Raw genomic sequence first — 22,631 nt, 5'->3', positions numbered from 1 at the left:
GGGGCCGACGGACCTGAACGCGCCGGGGCACCTGCACAGGCCGACGGACCTGAACGCGCCGGGGCACCTGCACAGGCCGACGGACCTGAACGCGCCGGGGCACCTGCACAGGCCGACGGACCTGAACGCGCCGGAGAGGCCGGGCACGCCGAAAGCCCGGGCACGCCGAAAGGCCTCCCGCACCACGGATGGCGGGAGGCCCTTCGTCAGGCAGATGACCGACCGGAGGTCAGGAGGCCTTGGCCTTCTCCTCGGTCTTCTCCTTCGGCGCGGCGGCGACCGGGGCCGGCTTGGCGGCCTCGTAGAACTCCTCGCGCGGCGTCTCCATGGCGCCGAGCGAGACGACCTCGCGCTTGAGGAACATCGCCAGGGTCCAGTCGGCGAAGACGCGGATCTTGCGGTTCCAGGTCGGCATCGCCAGACCGTGGTAGCCACGGTGCATGTACCAGGCGAGACGGCCCTTGAGCTTGATCTTCATCTTGCCCATGACGATCATCGCGACGCCCTTGTGGAGGCCGAGACCGGCCACCGCGCCCTTGTTGGCGTGGGCGTAGTCCTTCTGCGGGAAGCCCCGCATGCCGGACACCACGTTGTCGCCGAGGACCCGGGCCTGGCGCAGCGCGTGCTGGGCGTTCGGCGGGCACCAGGCGTTCTCGTTGCCCGCCTTGCGGCCGACGAGGTCCGGGACCTGGGCGTTGTCGCCGGCGGCCCAGATGTAGTCGGTGCCCTTGACCTGGAGGGTCGGCTCGCAGTCGACGTGACCGCGAGGGCCCAGCGGCAGGCCGTAGCGGGCCAGGGCCGGGTTGGGCTTGACGCCGGCGGTCCAGACGATGGTGTTGGAGTCGACCTCGAGGCCGTTCTTCAGCACCACGTGGCCGTCGACGCAGGAGTCCATGGAGGTGGACAGGTAGACCTCGACGCCGCGGCCCTCGAGGTGCTCCTTGCCGTACTTGCCGAGCTTGGGACCGACCTCGGGGAGGATCTTGTCGGCGGCGTCGACCAGGATGAAGCGCATGTCCTCACGGGACACGTTCTTGTAGTACTTCGAGGCGTCCCGGGCCATGTCCTCGACCTCGCCGATGGTCTCCGCACCGGCGAAACCGCCGCCCACGAAGACGAAGGTGAGCGCCTTGCGGCGGATCTCCTCGTCGGTGGTGGAGTCGGCCTTGTCGAGCTGCTCGAGGACGTGGTTGCGCAGGCCGATGGCCTCCTCGACGCCCTTCATGCCGATGCCCTGCTCCGCGAGGCCGGGGATCGGGAAGGTGCGGGAGACCGCGCCGAGCGCGATCACCAGGTAGTCGAAGGGCAGCTCGTAGGCCTCGCCGACCAGCGGGGAGACCGTGGCGACCTTGCGGTCCTGGTCGATGGTGGTGACCCGGCCGGTGAGAACCTCCGCCTTGGGCAGCACACGTCGCAGCGGGACGACGACGTGGCGCGGGGAGATGTTGCCGGCGGCGGCTTCGGGGAGGAAGGGCTGGTAGGTCATGTACGACCGGGGGTCGACGACCGTGACGGTCGCCTCGCCGTAGCGCATCTTCTTCTGGATGCGCCGAGCTGCGTACAGGCCTACGTACCCACCGCCTACTACGAGGATCCTGGGACGCTCCGTGGTGCTCATGCCATCGAGTATCCACCCGTCTCAGGGGGGTGGCTCGTGCGCCCCTTCACAAGCTCGGGTGGGGTGTGTGTTATCCTCCGCGACCCACGTGATCCAGGTCATGGTGACAACCGGGCTCCTTTGTGCACCCCGGAGCGTTGTCAATGCCGCGTGAGCTGCCTCTCTGTGCCTGAGGAGCCTCCGTGAGGCACTCCCCGAGCGCCACTCCGAGCAGCTTCCCGACCCCCTCCATACCATGCTTCTGAACATGTTCAAAGGGCCGTTCAGTCCCCGGACGGGTCAACGGGGCCCCTCTCATCGCCCAGGAGGACCGAATTCCTTGTGAAGAACTTCACGAACTTTCCCGACGGGCTGTCGCCCGGGGGTCCCTCCGGACCCCCGGAACGCGCTCATTCGTGATCCATGCCTGCTCAGAAGCGGGCTACGCGACCGACCATGCGATGCCGTCGAGGATGTCGTGCTCGCTCACGACGACCTCCTGCGCGCCGATCCGCTCCATGATCGACAGGAGCACGAGGGCACCCGCCCCGATCACGTCGACCCGGCCCGGGTGCATGGAGGGCACGGCCGCGCGCTCGGCGTGGGTGGAGCGCAGCAGCCACTCGGTGATCTCCCGGACCTTTTCGTGGGAGACGCGGGAGTGGTGGATGGCCTCGGAGTCGTACTCGGGCAGTTCCTGCGCGATCGCCGACACGGTCGTCACGGAGCCGGCGAGGCCGACCAGCGTGCGCGCCTCGCGCAGCGGAACCGTCTGCTCGGCGAGGTCGAGCGCGGCCTCGATGTCGGCCCGCATCGCCGCGATCCGCTCCTCGGAGGGCGGGTCGCTCACCACCCCGTCCCGGACCAGGTGCCGCTCGGTCATGCGCACGCAGCCGACGTCCACCGAGCGGGCCGCCCGGACCTGGTCGTCGCCCACGACGAACTCGGTCGAACCGCCGCCGATGTCCACGACCAGGTAGGGCTTCGGGAGGTGGTCGCCCCCGGCGAGTTCCTTGGTGGCGCCGGTGAAGGAGAAGGCGGCCTCCTGGTCCCCGGAGATCACCTCGGGCTCGACGCCCAGGATGTCCAGCACGCCGCGCACGAACTCGTCCCGGTTCCCGGCATCCCGGGAGGCGGACGTCGCCACGAACCGCAGCCGCTCCGCCCCGTGCTCCTTGATGATCGCGGCGTACTCGCGGCACGCCGCGAAGGTCCGCTGGAGCGCCTCGGGCGCGAGCCGGCCGGTGCGGTCGACACCCTGCCCGAGCCGCACGATCGTCATCCGGCGGTCCAGGTCGACGAGCTCGCCGGTGCTCGGGTCGGCGTCGGCGACCAGGAGCCGGATGGAGTTCGTACCGCAGTCCACGGCGGCGACACGGGTCACTGGGCGTCCTCCTCGGCGGTCGTCACACAGGCGCCCTTGCGCCACCACTGAGGCAGCATCGCCAGCGCCTCGTCGCCCAGCGGGTTCACGCCCGGCCCCGCGGCCAGCGAGTGGGCCACCAGGACGTGCAGGCACTTCACCCGGTCCGGCATGCCGCCCGCGCTCGGGAAGTTCTTCAGCTCCTCGATCTCGTCGCGCCGCCGGACGTAGTCCTCGTGCGCGGCCCGGTAGGCCGCCGCGAGCTCCGGGTCCGAGGCCAGCCGCTCGGTCATCTCCTTCATCACGCCGTTGGCCTCCAGCGTGCCGATGGCCGAGTTCGCCTTCGGGCACGTCAGGTAGTACAGCGTGGGGAACGGCGTGCCGTCCGGCAGCCGCGGGGCCGTCTCGACGACGTCGGGCTGTCCGCACGGGCAGCGGTGCGCGATCGCGCGCAGACCGCGCGGAGGCCGACCGAGCTGCTGCCTGAAGGCCTCGACGTCGGCGTCGGTGGGCTCGGTGCGCGGGGTGGTCGGCGGGGGCGTTTCCATGACTGTCTTCAGGCTGTCTTTCTCTGGGTTCAGGTCACTGAGCGGGACTCGGGTCACCGGCCGGCGGCGTCGGCCTTGTCGACCCCGTCCCACACGTTCGAGTACCAGGGGCGGTCGGCCGCCCCGAGGTCGGTGCGCGACTGCTTCGCCGCGTGCGGGTCGACGACGATGAAGCCCGTCTCCCCCGGCATGACGTAGTGCAACCGCTGCCGGATCTGCTGCTCGGCGTACGCGTCGTCCTGCCAGCGCGCCTTCAGGTCGCGCAGCCGTTCGACGCGCTCGCGGGCCTGCTGCTGTTCGCGCTGGAGGTCGTCGATCTCGGCGCGCTGCGAGACGTACTCCCGCATCGGGTAGGCCAGGGCCACGATCAGCGAGCACAGCACCAGGGCGAGCAGCGCGGCCCGGCCGGTCAGCCGCGAGCGGCGGGCCTGGCGCTTGGTCTGGGAACGGTAGACCCGGGCCGCGGTCTGCTCACCGAGCAGCCGGATCCTGGTCGCGGTGGAGAACCGGTCCCGGTCCTTCACGGCCATCTGTCCGCCTCCCGCTCCACCGTCATACGCGCGTACGTCCCCGGACACGGTACGGGACCGAGTACGGGGACGTACGTACGACTGGCTTAGGCTTGACCCGCCGAGGTTCAGCCCTTGAAGCGCGGGAAGGCGCTGCGGCCGGCGTAGACCGCGGCGTCGTCGAGGATCTCCTCGATGCGCAGCAGCTGGTTGTACTTGGCGACGCGCTCGGAGCGGGCCGGGGCGCCGGTCTTGATCTGGCCGCAGTTGGTGGCGACGGCCAGGTCGGCGATGGTGACGTCCTCGGTCTCGCCGGAGCGGTGCGACATCATGCACTTGAAGCCGTTGCGCTGGGCCAGCTCGACGGCGTCCAGCGTCTCGGTGAGCGAGCCGATCTGGTTGACCTTGACCAGGAGCGCGTTGGCCGCGCCCTCCTCGATGCCGCGGGCGAGGCGCTCGGGGTTGGTGACGAACAGGTCGTCACCGACGAGCTGGACCTTGTCACCGAGCTTGGCGGTGATGGTCTTCCAGCCCTCCCAGTCGTCCTCGAACAGCGGGTCCTCGATGGAGACGAGCGGGTACGCGTCGACGAGCTCCGCGTAGTACTCGGTCATCTCGGCCGCCGAGCGCTGCTTGCCCTCGAAGGTGTAGACGCCGTCCTTGTAGAACTCGGAGGCGGCGACGTCGAGCGCCAGGGCGATCTGCTCGCCGGGGGTGTAGCCGGCTTCCTTGACGGCCTCGAGGATGAGGTCGAGGGCCTCGCGGTTGGAGCCGAGGTTCGGGGCGAAGCCGCCCTCGTCGCCGAGGCCGGTGGCCAGGCCCTTGCTCTTCAGGACCTTCTTCAGCGTGTGGTAGACCTCGGCACCCCAGCGCAGGGCCTCGGAGAAGGACTCCGCGCCGATCGGGGCAATCATGAACTCCTGGATGTCCACGTTGGAGTCGGCGTGCGAGCCGCCGTTCAGGATGTTCATCATCGGCACCGGCAGCAGGTGCGCGTTGGGGCCGCCCAGGTAGCGGAACAGCGGCAGGTCGCTGGCCTCGGAGGCGGCGTGGGCGACGGCGAGCGAGACGCCGAGGATGGCGTTGGCGCCGAGGGAGCCCTTGTTGTCGGTGGCGTCCAGGTCGAACATCGCCTGGTCGATCAGGCGCTGCTCGGTGGCGTCATAGCCGACCAGCTCCGGGCCGATCTGCTCGATGACCGCGAGGACGGCCTTCTCCACACCCTTGCCGAGGTAGCGGTTCGAGTCGCCGTCGCGGAGCTCGATGGCCTCGAAGGCGCCCGTGGAGGCGCCGGACGGGACGGCGGCACGACCGGTGCTGCCGTCGTCGAGGCCGACCTCGACCTCGACCGTGGGGTTGCCTCGGGAGTCCAGGATTTCCCGGGCTACGACGACGTCGATGGACGGCACGAGCATCTCCTTCTTATGTGACGCGGTGACGCGGGTCGCGTGGACCCGGCGAGGTGCGGGCCCGGTGGCTCGCGACATGAGCCTAACCGGCTCGGAGCGATCGGCCACCGGGTCGCCCACCCCATGGACAGAACCGAGAGTAAATTGTTTCCGAACGGAACAAAGCCGGTCGCCGAAAAGACCCCGCCCCGGTGCGTACGGGGGATGACGCACCGGGGCGGGGAGCCTGCGGACCCTGGGCGGGTCCGGGCGGGCCGGGACCCTGGCGGGCCCGGTGGGCCGCTGCTTACTTCAGGTGCAGCTGCTGGCCCGGGTAGATGAGGTCGGCATCGGTGACGATGTCCTTGTTCAGCTTGAAGAGCTTCTCCCAGCCGCCCTTGACCTTCTTGTCCTCGGCGATCGAGCTGAGGGTGTCACCCTTGACGACCTTGTACTCGCCGTCGCCCTTCTTGACCTTCTTGCCGGTCGGGGTGGTGACGGTCTTCTTGGCCGCCGGACGCTCGTCGGAGCGGGAGGCCGGCTGCTGGGTCTCGCGGGACTCGGTGCTCTGCTGGCTCTGCTCGGAGGAGCTGCCGGAGTCGCTCGAGGAGCCGCCGGTGTAGCCGGCGCTCGACAGGCCCTTGCCGCAGACCGGCCAGGCGCCCTTGCCCTGGCTCGCCAGGACCTTCTCGGCGACCTGGATCTGCTGGTCCTTGCTGGCCTGGTCGGCGGTCGAGGCGTACTGGGTGCCGCCGTACGCGGACCAGGTGGAGGCGGAGAACTGCAGACCGCCGTAGTAGCCGTTGCCGGTGTTGATGGACCAGTTGCCGCCGGACTCGCACTGGGCGACGGCGTCCCACTCGGAGGCCGTGGCGGCGGAGGCGTTGCCGGCCGCCATCAGCGGGGCGGCGACGGCGGCACCGGCGACACCCGCGACGGCGATGGCACGGGTGGCCTTGGACGGACGGCGGTGCTTGCCCTTGCTGGAAAACAGCATGGTGGATCCCCTCACCGACGCCTGCGAGGTGAGCTGTCGGGTTCGGGCCGGTTGAGTTGCCCGGCCGCGTCCCTCCCGGGACACGGCTTCACCCCAAGCCCTTCCGGCACAACTGTCCGGTCGGGCACCTACCTTGGGTCCCCCGCTCCTGCCTACGGCGCTTGACGCGACGACTGTTCCCGTACGGCCGCTGGCAGGATTCGGCGTTGCGGCAGCCGGGGCTCGCGGTGGCGAGCGGTCATGACCGTAGACACGCGATCCACGGAATTTCAAAGACGATCAGGGCTTCTGAGATCTATCTCTCACGGGCCGCAAACAGGACATTAGCCGCGAAACATGACGCTAACTCGCGCCGTTCGAGGGCGACTTCCACCCCCGTTTCCGCACTGCCCGAACGGCTACTTCTCGCCCCCTTCGCCCTCCACCGTGAGCTTCTGACCGGGATGGATGAGGTTCGGGTCGGTACCGACGGCCTTCTCATTGCCGACGTAGAGCTCGTGCCATCCGCCGCTGACGTCAAGGGAGTCGGCGATGGACCAGAGACTGTCACCGACTCCCACGATGTAGTCGCCCTGGACGGCGTCGCCGGAGCCCTCGTCGCCGCGCGAGGCGTGACGGCCCGTGGACTCGTCCGAACGGCTGCTGTCGGACGGGAGGGATTCGTCGGCACTGGGGCCGCGGTGACGTCCGGAGCCGGTGTCGGTCAGCGCCGAGGACTCGTCACCCTCCCGCGACTTGCCGGACTCGCCGCTCTCGGGGGTGGCCGACGGGGAGCTGCCGGACCCCAGGTCCCGCGACGCGGAGTCGGTGGATTCAGGCGACTTGTCCGACTTGTTCTTTCCATCCTCCGTGTCCGACGTGTCGGACGGCGGCGGGGATGAGGAAGAGCTCGCGGAGGGCGACGACCCGAGCGAGTCGAGCAGGCCGGGCGAGTCCGTCGGAGCCGACGAGTCGGACGAACCGGACGCGCCGGAGTCCGAGTCCTTGCCCTGCTCGAGCCCGGAGAGCAGTCCGCAGGTGCGCCACGCGCCGACCCCCTGGTCGGCGAGGATTCTCTCGGCCACGGCTATCTGCTGGGAGCGGCTGGCCAGGTCGGCGCTCGCGGCGTAGTCGAGGCCGCCGTGGCTCTCCCAGTCCTCCTGGGACAACTGCAGGCCGCCGTAGTAGCCGTTGCCGCTGTTCTGGCTCCACGCGCCGCCGGTTTCGCAGTCCGCGACCCGGTCCCAGGTCGTGCCGTCGGCCGCACTGGCACCGGAGGCCCCGAGGAGCGGGATCGCGATGGCGGAGCCGGTCACTCCGGCCACCACGAGGAGAGCCGGAGCCTGGCGGGGGCGACGGTGCCGACCGTTCCCGGAGAGCATACGGAGACCTTTCGCGAGACAGCAGTGACCGACGCGGCGCGATTCCCCGCCGCGTTGATGGGTGAACGTATCGGCAGTCGATCACTTGTCACAAGTTCATGCCGCGCAGATCACGTGAAGATCACAGGTCTGATGTTTCGTCACCATCAGCCGGTGCTACCGGTGTGAACTCCACCGGCAGCGTGCGCAGCCCCCGCATGATGAGGCCGCCGCGCCACCGCAGCTCGGCCGGATCCGCGGCGAGCCGGAGGTCCGGGAGGCGGGTGAGCAGGGTCGAGAGCGCGGTCTGGCCCTCCAGACGGGCGAGCGGCGCGCCGAGGCAGTAGTGGATGCCGTGGCCGTAGCCGAGGTGCTGGTTGTCGCGGCGGGAGAGGTCCAGCACGTCCGGATCGGCGAACCGCTCCGGGTCCCGGTCCGCGGCGGCCAGGACCACGAGGACGGGGTCGCCGGCCTCGATGCGCTGCCCGCCGAGGGTGAGGGACTGCGTGGCGAACCGCCAGGTGGCGAGTTCGACCGGGCCGTCGTACCGGAGGAGTTCCTCGACGCCGGTCTCCAGGAGGCCGGTTTCCCCGGCGGCGAGGGAGCCCTGGAGCCGTGTGCGCTGTTCGGGGTGGGTGAGCAGGGCGTAGGTGCCGTTGCCGATCAGGTTCACGGTCGTCTCGAAACCGGCGAACAGCAGAATGAAGGCCATGGCCGCCGCCTCGTTCTCGGTGAGGTGCTCACCATGGTCGGACGCGCGGATGAGACCGGAGATGAGGTCCTCGCCGGGGGCGGCTTCGGTGGGCAGCGCCTCCCGCTTGCGGTGGATGAGCTCGGCGAGGTAGCCGCGCATCTTCTTCACGGACCGCGCGACGCCGCCCCGGGGGCCGCCCTGGTGACGGATCATCATGCCCGCCCAGTCGCGGAAGTCGTCCTGGTCCTCGCGCGGGACGCCGAGCAGGTCGCAGATGGCGTAGATGGGGAGCGGGAACGCGAACTCGTGGATCAGGTCGGCGGACCCCTTCTCCGCGAACCCGCCGATGAGGGTGTCGGTGAGCTCCTGCACCCGCGGCGCGAACTCGGCGACCCGGCGGGGCGTGAACGCCTTGGACACCAGCCGCCGCAGCCGGGTGTGGTCCGGGGGGTCGATGTTGAGCAGATGCGTCATCAGCTCGGCCTTGCGCTCCCCGGGGATCCCGGTCTTGCCCTTGGCGTGCGCCGGTTCGTCGTGATGGGCGGGGTTCTTGGAGAGCCGGTGGTCGGCGAGCGTCTGCTTGGCGTCGGCGTACCGCGTGACCAGCCAGGCCTCCACACCGCTGGGGAGCCGCGTCTTGTGGACGGGGCTGTGCTCGCGGAGCCAGGCGTAGGCGGGGTAGGGGTCGCTCGCGAACTCCCAGGTGAAGAGGTCTGGAGCGGTCGCGGGTGTGCGGGGCTGGGGCTGGTCGGTCACGGCTCGACGGTATCCGGCTTCCGGGAGCGCTCTTGCCTCGGTCGCGGCTGGGCCGGGCTTCCCCGGAGCTGTTCCGTCCTCCTGGCTCCCGGCCCCCAGCTTCGGCTCCCGGCTCCCGGCCCCCAGCTTCGGCTCCCGGCTCCCGGCCCCCAGCTTCGGCTCCCGGCTCCCGGCCCCCAGCTTCGGCTCCCGGCTCTCGGCTCCCGGCCCCCAGCTTCGGCTCCCGGCTCCCGGCCCCCAGCTTCGGCTCCCGGCTTCGGCTCCTGGCTCCCGGCTCCCGGCTCCCGGCCCCCAGCTTCGGCTCCCGGCTCCCGGCCCCCAGCTTCGGCTCCCGGCTTCGGCTCCTGGCTCCCGGCCCCCAGCTTCGGCTCCCGGCTTCGGCTCCCGGCTCCCGGCCCCCAGCTTCGGCTCCTGGCTCCTGGCTCCTGGCTCCTGGAGCCCGCGTCTCCGTCCCCGGGCCGCTCAGCCCTCGGCGCCCTCGGCGTCCCTGATCGCGTCCCGGTACGCGCGGGCCGCCGCTCTCAGGGCCGCCTCCGGGTCGACGCCCTCCGACTCGGCGCGGACGGCCAGGGCCAGGAGGTCGTAGCCGATGCCCGCCACGGGCGGGAGGGGTATGTCCAGGCTCGCCGTGCGGACACGGGAGGCCAGTTTGGCGGCGAGGGCCAGGCCGGGCTGGCCGAGGGGGATGCCCTCGGTGATCGAGGTGCGCTGCTTCTCGACCGCCTTGGTGCGCAGCCAGTGCTCCTTGACCTCCTCGGGGGTGGTGGCCGTCGCGTCGCCGAAGACATGCGGATGGCGGTGGATCAGCTTGGCGACGATGCCGCCGGCCACATCGTCGATGGAGAAGGGCTCCTCCCCGTCCTCCGGGCGGCCCTCCTCGGCGATGCGGGCGTGGAAGACGACCTGGAGGAGGACGTCGCCGAGCTCCTCGCGCAGTTCGTCGCGGTCACCCTCCTCGATCGCCTCGACGAGTTCGTACGCCTCCTCGATGCCGTACTTGGCCAGACCCTCGTGGGTCTGCTGGGAAGACCACGGGCATTCGGCACGGATGCGGTCCATGACCTGGACCAGATCGAGGAGCCGGGCGCCCGGCAGGTCGTAGGAGGCGGGCAGCAGCTCCAGCTCGGGCATGGCGATACGGCCGGTGCCGGCGAGGCGGGCCAGGCCGTCCGTGAGGACCGGTTCGCCCTCGCCGGTCGCGACCACGACCAGCGTGTGTCCGCCGGCGCAGGCGTCGACCAGCTCCTGGGCGGTCGGGGACGCCTCGGCGACGGGGATCCCCGCCTCGCGCAGGTACGGCAGCTGCGGGTGCGTGCCGTCCGCGCACAGCACCCGGTCGGCCGCGTGCAGTGCCTGCCAGGCGGGCCAGGAGAGCAGGCCGGGGGCGACGCGGTGGCTGGTGGTGAGCAGGACGATGCGGCCGGGGGCGGCGGCCGCGTCGGGGGCGGTCCGCTCGGGTCCCGGGGTGGCGTCGGGGCTGTTGGCGTTCACGGTTCGAAGCTATCCCACGCCGCCGACAGCGCCCGAAGTTGTCCACAGGGCCCCGGAGGTCAGGTTGTCCACAGGGCCCGGCGGCCGGGCGTCCTACATGCCCTGCTGCGTCTGTGCCGCCGTGACGTCCCGTACCCACGGTGTCTTGGCGTCGGCGCGGCTGCTCTTCTGGACGTCCCAGGTGCCGTAGCGCGGGTTGAGGTCGACGTTCAGGTCCTTGGAGGCGTCGGAGAGGGCCTTCCAGAACTCGGGACGATCGGTGTTCGTGCCGAGCTTCTCGGCGAGCTTCTGGGCCTCCAGCTGGAGGCGGAGGTTCTCGTCGAGGCGCTGCGGCGGGATGCCGTACTGCTGGAGCCAGGTCGTCTCCAGCGCCTTCGCGCCGCCGGCCTGCTGTTCCAGTCCGGACCGCATCGCCTGGATCTCCTTGCGGGAGACGCTCACTCCGGCGTTCTCGGCGGCGCGGTGCAGCACCCGGTCCAGGACCAGGGTGTGCAGGGTGTCGCGGGTGAGGGTGCCGGTCCTGGCGATGACCTGCTGGTACTGCGCCTCGTCCTGTACGGCCGCCCGCTGGGCCGCGCGAACCTCGCCGACCCTCTCGTCCAGCTGCGAGACGGTGATCCGCTGGCCGCCCACCACGGCTGCCGCGCCGGGATGCGCGTCGTTCCCGCAGGCGGTGAGAAGGGGCGCCGCGGCGGCGATCGCGGCGGTGAGGACGAGCGCGGTGCGACGGCGGCGGTGCAAGGAAACCTCCCGAGGAGATTGTGCGACGGTGCACAAGGTCTTGCGATGATCGATGGTAGGCAGTGGCCAAGCTCTGGCCAACCCATTCGACCAACGATTCACCGGGACTTCCGGCACCGCCGCGCCTCACCCCGGACGGTCGTCAGCCGCGGACCTGCCCCAGCCACTGCAGCGTCCTGCGGATCTCCGCACCGAGCGGGTGCCCGGGGCCGTGGGTTCGCTCCACGTCGTGCAGCAGCCGGGCGAGGGTGTCGTGGGCGGCACCGCGGTCCCCGAGGGCGAGCTGGAGGTGCCCGATCCGGCGGCGGACGTCGTGCGCGAGCTCGGGTCCGCCTGCGGCGACGTACTGGTTCTCGTAATACGGCAGGACCGCCCGGTACTCGGCGAGCGCCGCGGCCGGTTCGCCCAGCTGTTCCAGGCACTGGGCGGCCTCGTAGCGGTGGCACAGGGCCTGTGGGTCGGCCTGGCCCGCCTCGGCGGCGCGTTCGTCGGCGAGGCGGCGCAGCTCGGGCAGGGCGCGCCGGTACTGGCCGTCGTCCAGGAGCGTCGCCGCGTACTGCTTGCGCAGGGTGCGCACGACCGGGGAGTGCGCCCCGTGCTGTTCGGCGGCGGCGGGCAGGATCGCCCCGAGGATGTCGACGGCCTGGGTGACACGGCCCTCGCCGAGGAGCCGTTTGACCTCGTCGACGGCGCGGGCGATGTCCGTCTGCCCCGGCGTCTCGGTGACGGGCGTGGCCGGCGTGGGCTGGGGCGCGGGGGTGCGCGCGCGGTCGGGCCAGGGGGCGTGTGGGCGCAGGAAGGGGCGGGTGGGATCGAGGGCCGCTCCGGTTGGCGTCCCGCGCGCGGGCAGGAGCAGCTCCAGGTGCTCGTAGACCTCCTGTGCGGAGGCGGGCCGGTGCTGCGGCTCCTTGGCCAGGAGGCGCAGGACGAGGGCCTCCAGGGCCTCGGGGACTTCGGGCCGGACGCGGCGTACGGGCAGCGGCGGCTCGTACAGGTGCCGGTGCAGGACGCCGAGGGCCGTGGAGCCGGAGAACGGCACGTCGCCGCTGAGCAGCTCGTGCAGGACCACACCGAGCGCGTAGAGGTCGGTGTAGGGGCCGACGGCGCCGCCCATCGCCTGCTCCGGGGCCATGTAGGCGGGCGAGCCGATGGGCGTGCCGGTGTGGGTGAGGCGGGTGGTGTCCGCGTCCATGACGGAGGCGACGCCGAGGTCGAGGACGGTGACCGTGCCGTCCTGCTTCACCATCACGTTCCGCGGCTTGAGGTCGCGGTGGACGATCGGCACCGCGTGCACGGCGCTCAGCACGGCGCACAACTGCGCGGCGACCGCGACCGCCCACTGCCACGGGTACGGAGTGTGCTCGGCGAGGTGGCCGGCGAGGTCGGCGCCGTCGATGTACTGCATGACGAGGAACAGCTCCTCGCCCTCACTGCCCGCGTCGTGCACCGTGACCAGGCCTGGGTGGTCGACCTGCGCGGTCACCCGGCACTCGCGCACGAAACGGCGCCGCAGTTCCTCCGCGTCCTGGCCGGCCACCTTGTCGGGGCGCAGCAGCTTCACCGCCACGCGCCGGTCGAGCCGTTGGTCGTACGCCGTCCAGACCTGGCCCATGCCGCCCTGCCCGAGGACGGCGGACAGTTCGTAGCGCCCGGCGACGACACGTCCTGCCGCCGCGGTCACCGTCCGCCCTCGTGGTTTCCGTCCCGCTGGCCTTCTCCCTCGTGCCGGCGCAGGTAGTCGCTGAGCTCGTCGAGTTCGGCGCGGACCTGGTCGATGCGGGCCGGGGCGGGGCGCTGGGGCGACGGGGGCGGCTGGAGCGGGCCCGCGACCTGGGGCGTGTCGTGCGGGGCGGGGGTGTGGGGCCCCGGGGGCTGCGGGATGGGCGTGGAGGTAGGGGCGTACGGCGGCGCCTGGTGCGGATAGCCGTACGGGGTCTGCACGACGGTCGGCGCGTGGGGCGACGCGTAACCGGCGAGCCTCCGCTGCTCGCCGTGGTGTCCGATGTCCATGACGAGGAAGTAGATGGCGGAGGCCGCTCCGAGCAGCAGGATGAGGGCCAGCGCGATGTCGGTGCGGTAGTCGTCCTCCGGCAGGGTGCCGATCACGACGAAGCACGCGATGGCCAGAGGGAGACTCACCCAGGCCAGCACCCAGTCGAGGGCCCGACCGCGCAGCACGGCCACCCGGAACAGGGGTACGCAGGCCAGCACGCCGCACGTGAGGAAGCCGGCTGCTGCGAACAGCACACGCAGGGAGATGACCGTTGCCGCGCTGCGGGGAGGCGGCGCCGCGCCGTGGCCGTACATGACTGCTCCTGGACCGGTGTGGCCGATGGGGACGGACGTGCGAGTGACAGACCCTGTTGGGGAATCCGAGCGTATAGCCCGACACGGACAACCGGTCACGGGTTGTACCGAACCGTTGTCATGCTGATCACTTCGTGTGAACAGCCCGCCCCTGGCCCGTCGTAGGCCGAACCGTCCGTCTCGCCCTACAGGGGGTGCCGCATCCACACGTTGGGCTCGACGTACACCGCGTACCCGCGCTTCACCTCGCAGCGCTCCGGCACCAGACCGCCCGGCACCTCGATGTCGCCGTCGGTGTCGAAGGGCAGGCCCGTCCAGCGACGCCAGTCCGCGAGCGAGGCGGCCACCGTCATGGACGCCGGGGCCACCGAGTCGATGGTGGCCCCGGCCCGGGCGTGGACGCGCAGCCACGGGTCCTGGGGCAGGCCGTCGGGGCGGACACGGCGGGCGTACTCCTCCATCGGCGTGTGCGGTTCGAGGTGCTTGGCGTTGGGGCGGACCGGGGTGACGACCTCGAGGAAGCCGCGGGCCCGGGCGTTGTCCCGCACGGCCGAGAGCATCACCCCGGACAAACCGCGCCCCTGTGCCTGCGGGGCTATGGAGACCGAGATCGCGCTGACGGTGTCGGGCCGGACTCCGCGCCGCAGATCGGAGAAGGCCCACACCAGCACGGTGTCCCAGCCGTTGGACGGCAGCCGGCCGCGGTGTTCGACTCCGAGGGCGAACGGCACGCTGTAGGCGTTCGCCACGACCTCGCCCCGCTCGTCCTCGGCGAACAGGACGTTCTCCGGCAGTTCGGCGGCGATCCGCGGGAAGTGGGCGGCACCCACGAGGTCCTGGATCACGAACTCCGGCAGCTGTCCGCCATGTCTACGACCCGCTCCAGCATGTCCGGACGGTCGGCGAGGCTCGATTTCTTCGGCTGCATGTGATCACGGTAGGCAGGGCGGCCGACACGCGGAACCGGATTACCGGGCGGGCACCCGGTCCGCAGCCTGGGACGACCTGGCCCGCTGCGCGGCAACCACCATGACGGGCACGGACATCAGAACGATCCCGGCCCCCACGTACAGCGGCGCCGTGTATCCGAGACCCGCGGAGATGGCCACGCCCCCCGAGCCGAAGAACGAGCCGTGGCACAACGCCGCCACGATCCGCCCGAGCAGCATCACCTGATAGTTCGGTGCGACCGCGGACAGCAGGTTGCCGATGACGAACAGCGCCACCAGGCCGACCAGGATGTGCTTCCGGGGCAGTCGTGCCGTCGCCGCGGTCAGGGCGATCGCGCCGACCGCGACACTCAACGCGTAGCCCGAGATCAGCCAGCCGGCGGCCGCCTCGGACACCCCGAGACTCGACGCCACCTGCGGCAGCAGCCCGGCGGTCAGGAACTCGGTCAGACCGATACCGAAACCGCCGAGTGCCAGTGCGATGAGCCCACTCGGCATCCGGTCACTCTCCGATCGACACCAACTGCCCACCGGGCAGGCGCCCTACCCGCCGCACTGCTTCAGCATCATCTCCTTGTCGGCCGTCGTCACGGGGAGTTCGTACTTCAGCGACACCTGGGCGAAGCGCACCGAGTAGGCGCAGCGGATCTGCTTGTTCGGGGGCAGCCAGGACGCCGGGCCGGAGTCCCCCTTCGAGCCGTTCGTCCGCCCGTCCACCGGGATGAGGTTGAGCGGGTCGTTGGCGATGGACTCCCGCTTGTCCTTCGTCCAGCGCGACGCGCCCATCTGCCAGTCGTACGACAACGGCATGACGTGGTCTATCTGGACCTTGATCGCATGGGACTTGGTCCACTCGATGACCTTCCCGGTGTAGGGGTCGTGCAGCGTCAGCGAGGTGACGACGCAGTCCGATCCCGCGCGGAAACGCAGGTCCTCCCCGTCTCGCTTCAGGAGGTCGTTCCGCGAGTCGCAGCCGTTGTGGGAGAAGGGGACGTCACGTGGCGCCGAGTCCATCCAGGCGTAGCCGAACTTGTCCCGTTCGTAGCCCGTCCTGGGGCCGCGGCCCTTCGTCGCCACCTTCTCGATCAGGGCGCGTGCCCTCTCCTTGTCCGCGCCGGAGGTGACCGCCGCCAGTCCCGGCTTGGTGCCGTCCGGGTTGTCCAGCGGGTTCGCGGCGCGTCCGTCACCGGCGGCCGGGGCCCCGGAAGCGGAGGCTCCACCGCCGTCCGCGGGCGGGGTCAAACCCTCGCAGCCGGCCAGTGCCGAACCGGTGAACACCATCGCGACAGCCAGTGCCGCCCCGCCCCTCAGACGCTTCACCCTGCGCCCCTCCTCTGTCTGTCTGTTCCGCTCCGGCACGGGCGGCCCGCGCCCGGTCCCACGGTAGCGAGAAGAGGTTCAGACCACATCGGGCCTCAATGCGCATTCCTCGTATATCGCGCGTATCGTCGGTTCTGAGTCACCTCCGGAGGGAGCTTTGCATGGGCATCTTCGACAAGTTCAAGAGCCAGGCGCGGAACAAGGGCAAGCACGGTTCTGACACCGCGGAAGAGCGGATCAACGAGAGGACCGGCGGCAAGTACGAAGACCAGGTCGACTCCGGCCAGCAGCGCGTCGAGGGCTCGCTGGGCATGGACCGCGACCGGGAACAGCCCGAACAGCAGTAAGCCCTCCGACTCCGAGGCCGTCCGCACAGACCCATGGATCTGCCCTGCGGGCGGCTTCACGTGTGCCTGCTGCGCTTCACATGTGGTCTGCTGCGCGCGGCATCACATGTGTCTGCTGCGGGCGGCCTCACTTCTTGCGTCCGGAGTCAATATCCTCCGGTCGGAACTCGTCCGTGTGCCCGATGCTCAGACCTTGCCTATGCCCAACGTCGTTTCCGAAGGCAGCAGGCCGGATGCCAGGACCGCGACCCAGAAGTCACCCAGCAGCTCGGCGAGACGGCCGGTACCGGCAGGGCCGAGGGACTGCCATGGGCCGGCGGCCAGTTGGTCGGTGCGCTGCTCCACGCTCCGGCGCAGGGTCCGGCCCGCCTCCGTGGCCGCGCCGTCCACGCCGACCAGTCCCCTGGCGGTCAGGCGGCCACGCGCGGCCGTCCACTCCTGCCGACTCCAACCGCGACTCTCGAAGCGTTCCACCGACGCGGCGCCTATCGCGGCGAAGGAGACGAGCGACTCCATGGGATCCAGGCCCGCCGTGAGGAGGGCCGCGATGTGGCCGTCGCCGCGGTGCTCGCGCAGGATCGTCGCCGCATGCCAGAGCTGCAGGTGCGGGGCCTGCGGCCAGTCGAGCGCGGCGTTGGCGGCGGCCAGTGGACGGGCGGCCGTGTCCGCGGCCTCTGCCGCACGCCGGGCGAGCGCGGCGGCCTCCGCCAGCTCGGGGCCGGTCACCCGGTCGCCGAAGAGGGCACGGTAGGCCCTGTCGACCGCCCGCGTCCTCGCCTCGATCACCGCGGCGGGGCTCGCGATCCGCCACGCCGGTTCGACGTGCTCGGCGACCATGCGCGGACTGAAGCTGTAGAAGGCCGAGGCCACCTGCTCCGGCCCGGCCTCGCCCAACGGGGCGGCACGGTAGGGGAAGTAGCTGGGCCAGCGCTCGTCCGTGCCGTACCCGAGGGCGGACGCCTCCTCGAATGCCTCCGGCGCGTAGTACAGCACCGCATGCAAGGGCTCCAGCAGGTGCCACATCTGCCGAACGCGGGCCGGCTCGACACCACTTCCCCACGCCCCGGCGCCCTCGTCGATCTCAGCGACCTGTTCCTGCATGGCGTACCTCCACTCGCGCCCGATCCCGCAGGCGTGACCCCATCGATTCCGATCCCGCACAACTTGACACTGACAAGATTGCCCGACCCCACCTCAACTTGTCAACGACAAGATTCGGCGTACGCTCTGCTCATGAGCTCCGGCAAGACACCGGCGGGCGAAAAGAAGCCTGCCGACCGCCCGTACCACCACGGTGACCTGCGCCGCGCCATCCTCGGCGCCGCCCTCGACGTGATCGCGGCGGACGGTCCGTCCGCGCTGAGTCTGCGCGACCTCGCCCGCCGCGCCGGTGTCTCGCACGCCGCGCCGGCCCACCACTTCAAGGACCGCGCGGGGCTCCTCACGGCGATCGCCGCCGAGGGCTTCGGGCTGCTCGCGACCACCCTCAGGGAGGCGGCGGACCTGCAGGAGGCGGGCGTGCACTACGTGCGTTTCACGCGGGAGCATCCGGCGCACTTCCAGGTGATGTTCGCGCCCGGACTGCTGCGCGACGGAGACCTGGAACTGGCCACCGCCCGTGCCCTCGCCGGTGACGCCCTGCGCGACGCCGTCGCGGCCGTGCCGCCGGAGGGCCGCGGCACCGATACCCGTCTCGCCGGTATCGCCGCCTGGTCCCTGGCCCACGGCTTCGCCACGCTGCTGCTCGGCCACAACCTCGACGGCCCGGTGGGCGACCAGGACCCCGAGGAGGTGTTCCGCGAGCTGGCGACGATGCTGTTCCGCGCCGGCGAGTAACAGCCCGGGTGCCGCACCCGCTTGACCTTGACACTGACGTCAGGGGCGGACGATCACCGCATGGCAACCCCGTATCCGAAGACCAGGCAGCAGAACAGGCCGAACGCGCGGACGGCCCCGCGGACCGTGCTCGTCACCGGCGCAGGCAGCGGCATAGGCCGTGCCACCGCACACGCCTTCGCCGGCGAGGGCGCACACATCGTGGCGGTGGGCCGCCGCGAAGCGCCCGCATCCGGTGGACCGCAGCGCGGTCGTCACACGACACTGACGCGCGACCCGCATCCGGTGGACCCAGCCCGGTCGTCACACGACACTGACGCCCATGGCAGCACCTCGTATGCCGATCGGTAACTCGCCGACGCGACCGGCACGTCAGCGCGCGCCCTGCGTCACTACGAGCAGGCGGGCCTCATCTCCTCCGAACGGGCCGCGAACGGCTATCGGCTGTACGACGCCGCTACGGCCGTGCGTGTCCGCACCATCCGGCAGCTGCTCGACGTGGGGCTGACGCTCGACGACGCACGGGTGTTCCTGCCCTGCCTGGACGGTGACGTCACGGCAGGGCCCGCCTCCGAGAAGGGGCTGCGGGTGGCCGCCGACCGACTCGCGGTGCTGGAGGCCCGTATCGCCGCGCAGGTCGCCGTGCGCGACCGGCTTGCGACGGCACTGCGTCCGGCCGGGGTCAGCGCACATGCCCCGGCAGCGGCCCCGCCGCACCAGGCAACCGCTGCACTGGCACGGACGGTGGCCTGACCAACCCTCAGCGGAGCCGGCCCGTCAGCGACGCCCCGGCCACCGAAGCATCACGAACCCAGCACCGACGTCAGGAACTCCCCGACCCACGCCAGCAGTTCCCGACCGACCAGCGGCTTGCCGCCCACCTTCGCGGTCTTCGGGCGCGGTACCAGCACCTGGTGCACGGCCGGCTTGATGACGACCCCGGGGTACAGCCGCTTGAGCCGCAGCTCCTGCGACTCGCGCAACTCCACCGGCGCGAACCGGATGTTGTTGCCCTGGAGCACGATCTCGCCGACGCCGCACGCACGCGCGAACATGCGCAGGCCCGCGACGAGCAGCAAATTCTCCACCGGTTCGGGCAGCTTGCCGTAGCGGTCGACGAGTTCCTCGCGGACCGCCTTGATGCCCTCCTCCGAGTTGGCGGAGGCGATGGCGCGGTACGCCTGGAGGCGAAGGCGCTCGCCCGGCGCGTAGTCGTGCGGGACGTGCGCGTCGACGGGCAGCTCGATCTTGACCTCGAGCGGCGGCTCCTCCTCGATCTCGCCGGTCTCCAGCTGGCGCCGGTAGTCCGCGACGGCCTCGCCGACCATCCGCACGTACAGGTCGAAGCCGACGCCCGCGATGTGACCGGACTGCTCGCCGCCGAGGAGGTTGCCCGCGCCGCGGATCTCCAGGTCCTTCATGGCCACGTACATACCGGCGCCCATCTCCGTGTGCTGGGCGATGGTCGCGAGCCGCTCGTGCGCGGTCTCGGTCAGCGGCTTCTCCGGCGGGTAGAGGAAATAGGCGTAGCCTCGCTCGCGGCCACGGCCCACCCGGCCGCGGAGCTGGTGGAGCTGGCTGAGCCCGAAGTTGTCACCGCGCTCCACGATCAGGGTGTTGGCGTTGGAGATGTCGATGCCGGACTCCACGATCGTCGTGGACACCAGCACGTCGAACTTCTTCTCCCAGAAGTCGACGACGACCTGCTCCAGCGCCTGTTCCGACATCTGCCCGTGGGCGGTGGCGATGCGTGCCTCGGGGACGATCTCGCGCAGCCGGGCCGCCGCGCGGTCGATCGACTCGACGCGGTTGTGGATGTAGAAGACCTGCCCCTCGCGCAGCAGCTCACGGCGGATGGCGGCGCCGATCTGCTTCTCCTCGTAGGGGCCGACGAAGGTCAGGACCGGGTGGCGCTCCTCCGGCGGGGTCGTGATCGTCGACATCTCGCGGATGCCGGTGACCGCCATCTCCAGCGTCCTGGGGATCGGGGTCGCGGACATCGTCAGCACGTCGACGTTCGCGCGGAGCTTCTTCAGCTGCTCCTTGTGCTCGACGCCGAAACGCTGCTCCTCGTCGACGATGACCAGGCCCAGGTCCTTGAACTTCGTCTCGGACGAGAACAGCCGGTGGGTGCCGATGACGATGTCGACCGAGCCCTCGCGCAGGCCCTCCAGGACCGCCTTGGCCTCGGTGTCGGTCTGGAAGCGGGACAGGGCCTTCACGTTCACCGGGAACTGCGCGTACCGCTCGCTGAACGTCCCGAAGTGCTGCTGCACCAGCAGCGTCGTGGGCACCAGGACGGCCACCTGCTTGCCGTCCTGGACGGCCTTGAAGGCGGCCCGGACCGCGATCTCCGTCTTGCCGTAACCGACGTCGCCGCAGATCAGGCGGTCCATGGGGACCGTCTTCTCCATGTCTTCCTTGACCTCGGCGATGGTGGTGAGCTGGTCGGGCGTCTCCGCGTAGGGGAAGGCGTCCTCCAGCTCCCGCTGCCACGGGGTGTCCGCGCCGAAGGCGTGCCCGGGGGCCGCCATGCGCGCGCTGTACAGCTTGATGAGGTCGGCCGCGATCTCCTTGACGGCCTTCTTCGCGCGGGCCTTCGTCTTCGTCCAGTCGGCGCCGCCGAGGCGGTGCAGGGTGGGGGCCTCGCCACCGACGTACTTGGTGATCTGCTCCAGCTGGTCGGTGGGGATGTAGAGGCGGTCGCCGGGCTGGCCGCGCTTGGCGGGGGCGTATTCGACGACCAGGTACTCGCGGGTGGCGCCCTGGACGGTGCGCTGCACCATCTCGATGTAGCGGCCCACGCCGTGCTGTTCGTGGACGATGTAGTCGCCCGGCTCCAGGGTGAGCGGGTCGATGGTCTTGCGGCGGCGGGCCGGCATCCGGGCGCCCTCGCGGCCGGACGCCTTCTGGCCGGTCAGGTCGGTCTCGGTCAGGACGGCGAGTGCGAGGGCCGCGTCGACGAAGCCGTGCTCGACCGAGCCGCACGCCACGTGCACGACGGACGGGGAGATCTCGGTGAGGTCGGAGTCGAGGCGGGCCGCGATGCCCTCGCCGCCCAGCACCTCGACCGTTCGGGCCGCCGGGCCGTGCCCTTCGGTGACGAACACCGTGCGCCAGCCGTCGGCGAGCCAGCCCTTGGTGTCGGCGAGAGCCTTGGCGGTGTCGCCGCGGTAGGTCTCCGGGGCCCGCATACCGAGCTTGAGGGTGTCCCCGTCGAGCTCCTCGTCGGCGGCGAACGGCGACACCGACCACCACATCATGTCCAGCTCGCGGGCCCGGTCCCGGACGTCCGCGATGGACCACAGGGAGGCCGCGCCGACATCGATGGGTGCCTCGCCGCCCCCGGCGGTGGCGGCCCAGGAGGCCTGCAGGAACTCCTGCGAGGTGGCCACGAGGTCCGACGCGCGCGTACGGACCCGCTCCGGGTCGCACACGACGGCCATGGCGCCCTTGGGCAGCACGTCGAGCAGCAGCTCCATGTCGTCGACGAGGACCGGCGCGAGGGACTCCATGCCCTCGACGGCGATGCCCTCGGCGATCTTGCCGAGCAGTTCACCGAGCTCGGGATGCTGTTCGGCGAGGGCGGCCGCGCGCGTGCGGACGTCCTCGGTGAGCAGCAGCTCGCGGCACGGCGGCGCCCACAGGCCGTGCTCGGCGACTTCGAGGGAGCGCTGGTCGGCGACCTTGAAGTAGCGGATCTCCTCGACGTCGTCACCCCAGAACTCGACGCGCAGGGGGTGCTCCTCGGTGGGCGGGAACACGTCCAGGATGCCGCCGCGCACGGCGAACTCGCCGCGCTTCTCGACGAGCTCCACGCGCGCGTAGGCGGCCGCCGCGAGGGCCTCGACGATCTCGTTGAGGTCGGTGGTCTGCCCCGTTCTCAAGGAGACCGGTTCCAGGTCGCCGAGGCCCTTGACCTGCGGCTGGAGCACGGACCGGACGGGTGCGACGACGACGGAGACCGGGCCGGTCTCGGGGTCGTCGGGGCGGGGGTGGGCCAGGCGGCGCAAGACGGCCAGGCGGCGGCCGACGGTGTCGCTGCGGGGGCTGAGCCGCTCGTGCGGGAGCGTCTCCCAGGACGGGTACTCCACGACCTCCTCGGCCGGGAGCAGGGAGCGCAGAGCCGCGGCCAGGTCCTCCGCCTCACGGCCCGTCGCCGTGACCGCCAGCACCGGGCGGCCCGTCTCACGGGCCAGGGCGGCGACTGCGAAGGGCCGGGCCGCAGGGGGGCCGACCATGTCGACGTGCATGCGGTTGCCGTCTGCGGCCGCCCTGATCGCTTCCGCGAGGGCGGCGTCCTTGACTACGGCGTCGAGCAGACCGTGCAGGCTCATTCGGGGGCTTTCCGTCCAGGGGGGTGGGCAAGTCGACGGGCGGGGGTCGGCAAGTCGAGGGCAGGGGGTGGGCAGGACGACGGGCCTGACGCGCGCCGCGGGCCGGGGGG

General features: G+C 71.2%; 18 protein-coding genes, 3 pseudogenes and 1 riboswitch. Of the genes and pseudogenes, 4 read left to right on the top strand and 17 right to left on the bottom strand.

The genetic code is table 11. The features are described from left to right. Nucleotides 1-229 precede the first annotated feature (229 nt). The 15 genes and pseudogenes from HDC93_RS05725 to HDC93_RS05655 all read right to left on the bottom strand — a co-directional run bounded on the left by HDC93_RS05725 (nucleotide 230) and on the right by HDC93_RS05655 (nucleotide 16,001). Nucleotides 230-1,618 carry an NAD(P)/FAD-dependent oxidoreductase gene (locus tag HDC93_RS05725; protein ID WP_078884975.1) on the bottom strand — a complete coding sequence of 463 codons (1,389 nt, stop codon included), beginning with the start codon at nucleotides 1,616-1,618 and terminating at the stop codon, nucleotides 230-232. Between the two features lie 421 nt (nucleotides 1,619-2,039). After that, entirely contained in the window at nucleotides 2,040-2,981 is a 942-nt protein-coding gene (locus HDC93_RS05720; RefSeq protein WP_185007764.1) for a Ppx/GppA phosphatase family protein, read from the bottom strand. After that, nucleotides 2,978-3,508: a DUF501 domain-containing protein gene (locus HDC93_RS05715; protein WP_185007762.1), complete on the bottom strand. Its 531-nt coding sequence runs from the start codon at nucleotides 3,506-3,508 to the stop codon at nucleotides 2,978-2,980. The genes HDC93_RS05720 and HDC93_RS05715 overlap by 4 nt, the downstream gene beginning before the upstream one ends. A gap of 53 nt (nucleotides 3,509-3,561) precedes the next feature. Then, entirely contained in the window at nucleotides 3,562-4,038 is a 477-nt protein-coding gene (locus HDC93_RS05710; RefSeq protein ID WP_185007760.1) for a septum formation initiator family protein, read from the bottom strand. A gap of 107 nt (nucleotides 4,039-4,145) precedes the next feature. After that, nucleotides 4,146-5,426: a phosphopyruvate hydratase gene (gene eno / locus HDC93_RS05705; RefSeq protein WP_031102807.1), complete on the bottom strand. Its 1,281-nt coding sequence runs from the start codon at nucleotides 5,424-5,426 to the stop codon at nucleotides 4,146-4,148. 286 nt (nucleotides 5,427-5,712) lie between these two features. Further along, nucleotides 5,713-6,402 (bottom strand): transglycosylase family protein, encoded by a 690-nt coding sequence (locus HDC93_RS05700; RefSeq protein ID WP_185007757.1) that lies wholly within the window; start codon nucleotides 6,400-6,402, stop codon nucleotides 5,713-5,715. Nucleotides 6,403-6,405: 3 nt separating this feature from the next. After that, nucleotides 6,406-6,572, bottom strand: a riboswitch (cyclic di-AMP (ydaO/yuaA leader). A gap of 228 nt (nucleotides 6,573-6,800) precedes the next feature. After that, nucleotides 6,801-7,763 (bottom strand): transglycosylase family protein, encoded by a 963-nt coding sequence (locus tag HDC93_RS05695; protein ID WP_185007755.1) that lies wholly within the window; start codon nucleotides 7,761-7,763, stop codon nucleotides 6,801-6,803. Nucleotides 7,764-7,884: 121 nt separating this feature from the next. Continuing rightward, nucleotides 7,885-9,192, bottom strand: a complete 1,308-nt coding sequence (locus HDC93_RS05690; RefSeq protein ID WP_185007753.1) for a cytochrome P450 — start codon at nucleotides 9,190-9,192, stop codon at nucleotides 7,885-7,887. 462 nt (nucleotides 9,193-9,654) lie between these two features. Then, nucleotides 9,655-10,683 carry a nucleoside triphosphate pyrophosphohydrolase gene (locus HDC93_RS05685; RefSeq protein ID WP_185007751.1) on the bottom strand — a complete coding sequence of 343 codons (1,029 nt, stop codon included), beginning with the start codon at nucleotides 10,681-10,683 and terminating at the stop codon, nucleotides 9,655-9,657. A gap of 93 nt (nucleotides 10,684-10,776) precedes the next feature. Then, nucleotides 10,777-11,424 carry a SurA N-terminal domain-containing protein gene (locus tag HDC93_RS05680; RefSeq protein ID WP_185007749.1) on the bottom strand — a complete coding sequence of 216 codons (648 nt, stop codon included), beginning with the start codon at nucleotides 11,422-11,424 and terminating at the stop codon, nucleotides 10,777-10,779. A 142-nt stretch (nucleotides 11,425-11,566) separates the two neighbouring features. Beyond that, nucleotides 11,567-13,063, bottom strand: a complete 1,497-nt coding sequence (locus tag HDC93_RS05675; protein WP_221516327.1) for a serine/threonine-protein kinase — start codon at nucleotides 13,061-13,063, stop codon at nucleotides 11,567-11,569. A 38-nt stretch (nucleotides 13,064-13,101) separates the two neighbouring features. Continuing rightward, entirely contained in the window at nucleotides 13,102-13,731 is a 630-nt protein-coding gene (locus HDC93_RS05670; RefSeq protein WP_185007745.1) for a hypothetical protein, read from the bottom strand. Nucleotides 13,732-13,916: 185 nt separating this feature from the next. Beyond that, a pseudogene (locus tag HDC93_RS05665) lies at nucleotides 13,917-14,659 on the bottom strand (N-acetyltransferase). Between the two features lie 178 nt (nucleotides 14,660-14,837). Beyond that, nucleotides 14,838-15,179, bottom strand: a pseudogene (locus tag HDC93_RS05660) (MFS transporter); the annotation flags it as partial. 45 nt (nucleotides 15,180-15,224) lie between these two features. Beyond that, nucleotides 15,225-16,001, bottom strand: coding sequence for an HNH endonuclease family protein (locus HDC93_RS05655; protein WP_311774493.1), 777 nt, complete (start codon nucleotides 15,999-16,001; stop codon nucleotides 15,225-15,227). Nucleotides 16,002-16,162: 161 nt separating this feature from the next. Here HDC93_RS05655 and HDC93_RS05650 point away from each other — a divergent pair, with 161 nt between their 5' ends. Then, nucleotides 16,163-16,348: an antitoxin gene (locus tag HDC93_RS05650; protein WP_185007743.1), complete on the top strand. Its 186-nt coding sequence runs from the start codon at nucleotides 16,163-16,165 to the stop codon at nucleotides 16,346-16,348. A 186-nt stretch (nucleotides 16,349-16,534) separates the two neighbouring features. Here HDC93_RS05650 and HDC93_RS05645 read toward each other — a convergent pair whose 3' ends face one another. Next, the gene (locus tag HDC93_RS05645; RefSeq protein WP_185007741.1) at nucleotides 16,535-17,449 is read right to left on the bottom strand and encodes an SCO6745 family protein; all 915 of its coding nucleotides are present in this window, start codon (nucleotides 17,447-17,449) and stop codon (nucleotides 16,535-16,537) included. A 132-nt stretch (nucleotides 17,450-17,581) separates the two neighbouring features. Between HDC93_RS05645 and HDC93_RS05640 the strand changes: the two genes are divergently transcribed. The 3 genes and pseudogenes from HDC93_RS05640 to HDC93_RS05630 all read left to right on the top strand — a co-directional run. Further along, nucleotides 17,582-18,184, top strand: a complete 603-nt coding sequence (locus tag HDC93_RS05640; RefSeq protein ID WP_185007739.1) for a TetR/AcrR family transcriptional regulator — start codon at nucleotides 17,582-17,584, stop codon at nucleotides 18,182-18,184. Nucleotides 18,185-18,244: 60 nt separating this feature from the next. Next, on the top strand, nucleotides 18,245-18,535 hold the full coding sequence (locus HDC93_RS39585) for an SDR family NAD(P)-dependent oxidoreductase (protein WP_398983912.1): 291 nt from the start codon (nucleotides 18,245-18,247) through the stop codon (nucleotides 18,533-18,535). Next, nucleotides 18,536-18,937, top strand: a pseudogene (locus HDC93_RS05630) (MerR family transcriptional regulator); the annotation flags it as partial. It lies immediately after the preceding gene. 50 nt (nucleotides 18,938-18,987) lie between these two features. Here HDC93_RS05630 and mfd read toward each other — a convergent pair. After that, nucleotides 18,988-22,521 (bottom strand): transcription-repair coupling factor, encoded by a 3,534-nt coding sequence (gene mfd / locus HDC93_RS05625; RefSeq protein WP_185007737.1) that lies wholly within the window; start codon nucleotides 22,519-22,521, stop codon nucleotides 18,988-18,990. Between the last annotated feature and the right edge of the window lie 110 nt (nucleotides 22,522-22,631).

Source organism: Streptomyces sp. AK010 (genome assembly GCF_014207295.1).
Classification (GTDB): domain Bacteria; phylum Actinomycetota; class Actinomycetes; order Streptomycetales; family Streptomycetaceae; genus Streptomyces; species Streptomyces massasporeus.
Note: the sequence above shows the minus strand (reverse complement) of the source record. Positions and strands in the feature narration are given on the sequence as shown.

What these genes read in the sequence shown, in the direction of transcription:
- HDC93_RS05725 (WP_078884975.1), bottom strand. Translation starts at nt 1,618, where the DNA reads ATGAGCACCACGGAGCGTCCCAGGATCCTCGTAGTAGGCGGTGGGTAC.
- HDC93_RS05715 (WP_185007762.1), bottom strand. Translation starts at nt 3,508, where the DNA reads ATGGAAACGCCCCCGCCGACCACCCCGCGCACCGAGCCCACCGACGCC.
- HDC93_RS05710 (WP_185007760.1), bottom strand. Translation starts at nt 4,038, where the DNA reads ATGGCCGTGAAGGACCGGGACCGGTTCTCCACCGCGACCAGGATCCGG.
- HDC93_RS05700 (WP_185007757.1), bottom strand. Translation starts at nt 6,402, where the DNA reads ATGCTGTTTTCCAGCAAGGGCAAGCACCGCCGTCCGTCCAAGGCCACC.
- HDC93_RS05695 (WP_185007755.1), bottom strand. Translation starts at nt 7,763, where the DNA reads ATGCTCTCCGGGAACGGTCGGCACCGTCGCCCCCGCCAGGCTCCGGCT.
- HDC93_RS05670 (WP_185007745.1), bottom strand. Translation starts at nt 13,731, where the DNA reads ATGTACGGCCACGGCGCGGCGCCGCCTCCCCGCAGCGCGGCAACGGTC.
- HDC93_RS05650 (WP_185007743.1), top strand. Translation starts at nt 16,163, where the DNA reads ATGGGCATCTTCGACAAGTTCAAGAGCCAGGCGCGGAACAAGGGCAAG.
- HDC93_RS05645 (WP_185007741.1), bottom strand. Translation starts at nt 17,449, where the DNA reads ATGCAGGAACAGGTCGCTGAGATCGACGAGGGCGCCGGGGCGTGGGGA.
- HDC93_RS05640 (WP_185007739.1), top strand. Translation starts at nt 17,582, where the DNA reads ATGAGCTCCGGCAAGACACCGGCGGGCGAAAAGAAGCCTGCCGACCGC.
- HDC93_RS39585 (WP_398983912.1), top strand. Translation starts at nt 18,245, where the DNA reads ATGGCAACCCCGTATCCGAAGACCAGGCAGCAGAACAGGCCGAACGCG.
- mfd (WP_185007737.1), bottom strand. Translation starts at nt 22,521, where the DNA reads ATGAGCCTGCACGGTCTGCTCGACGCCGTAGTCAAGGACGCCGCCCTC.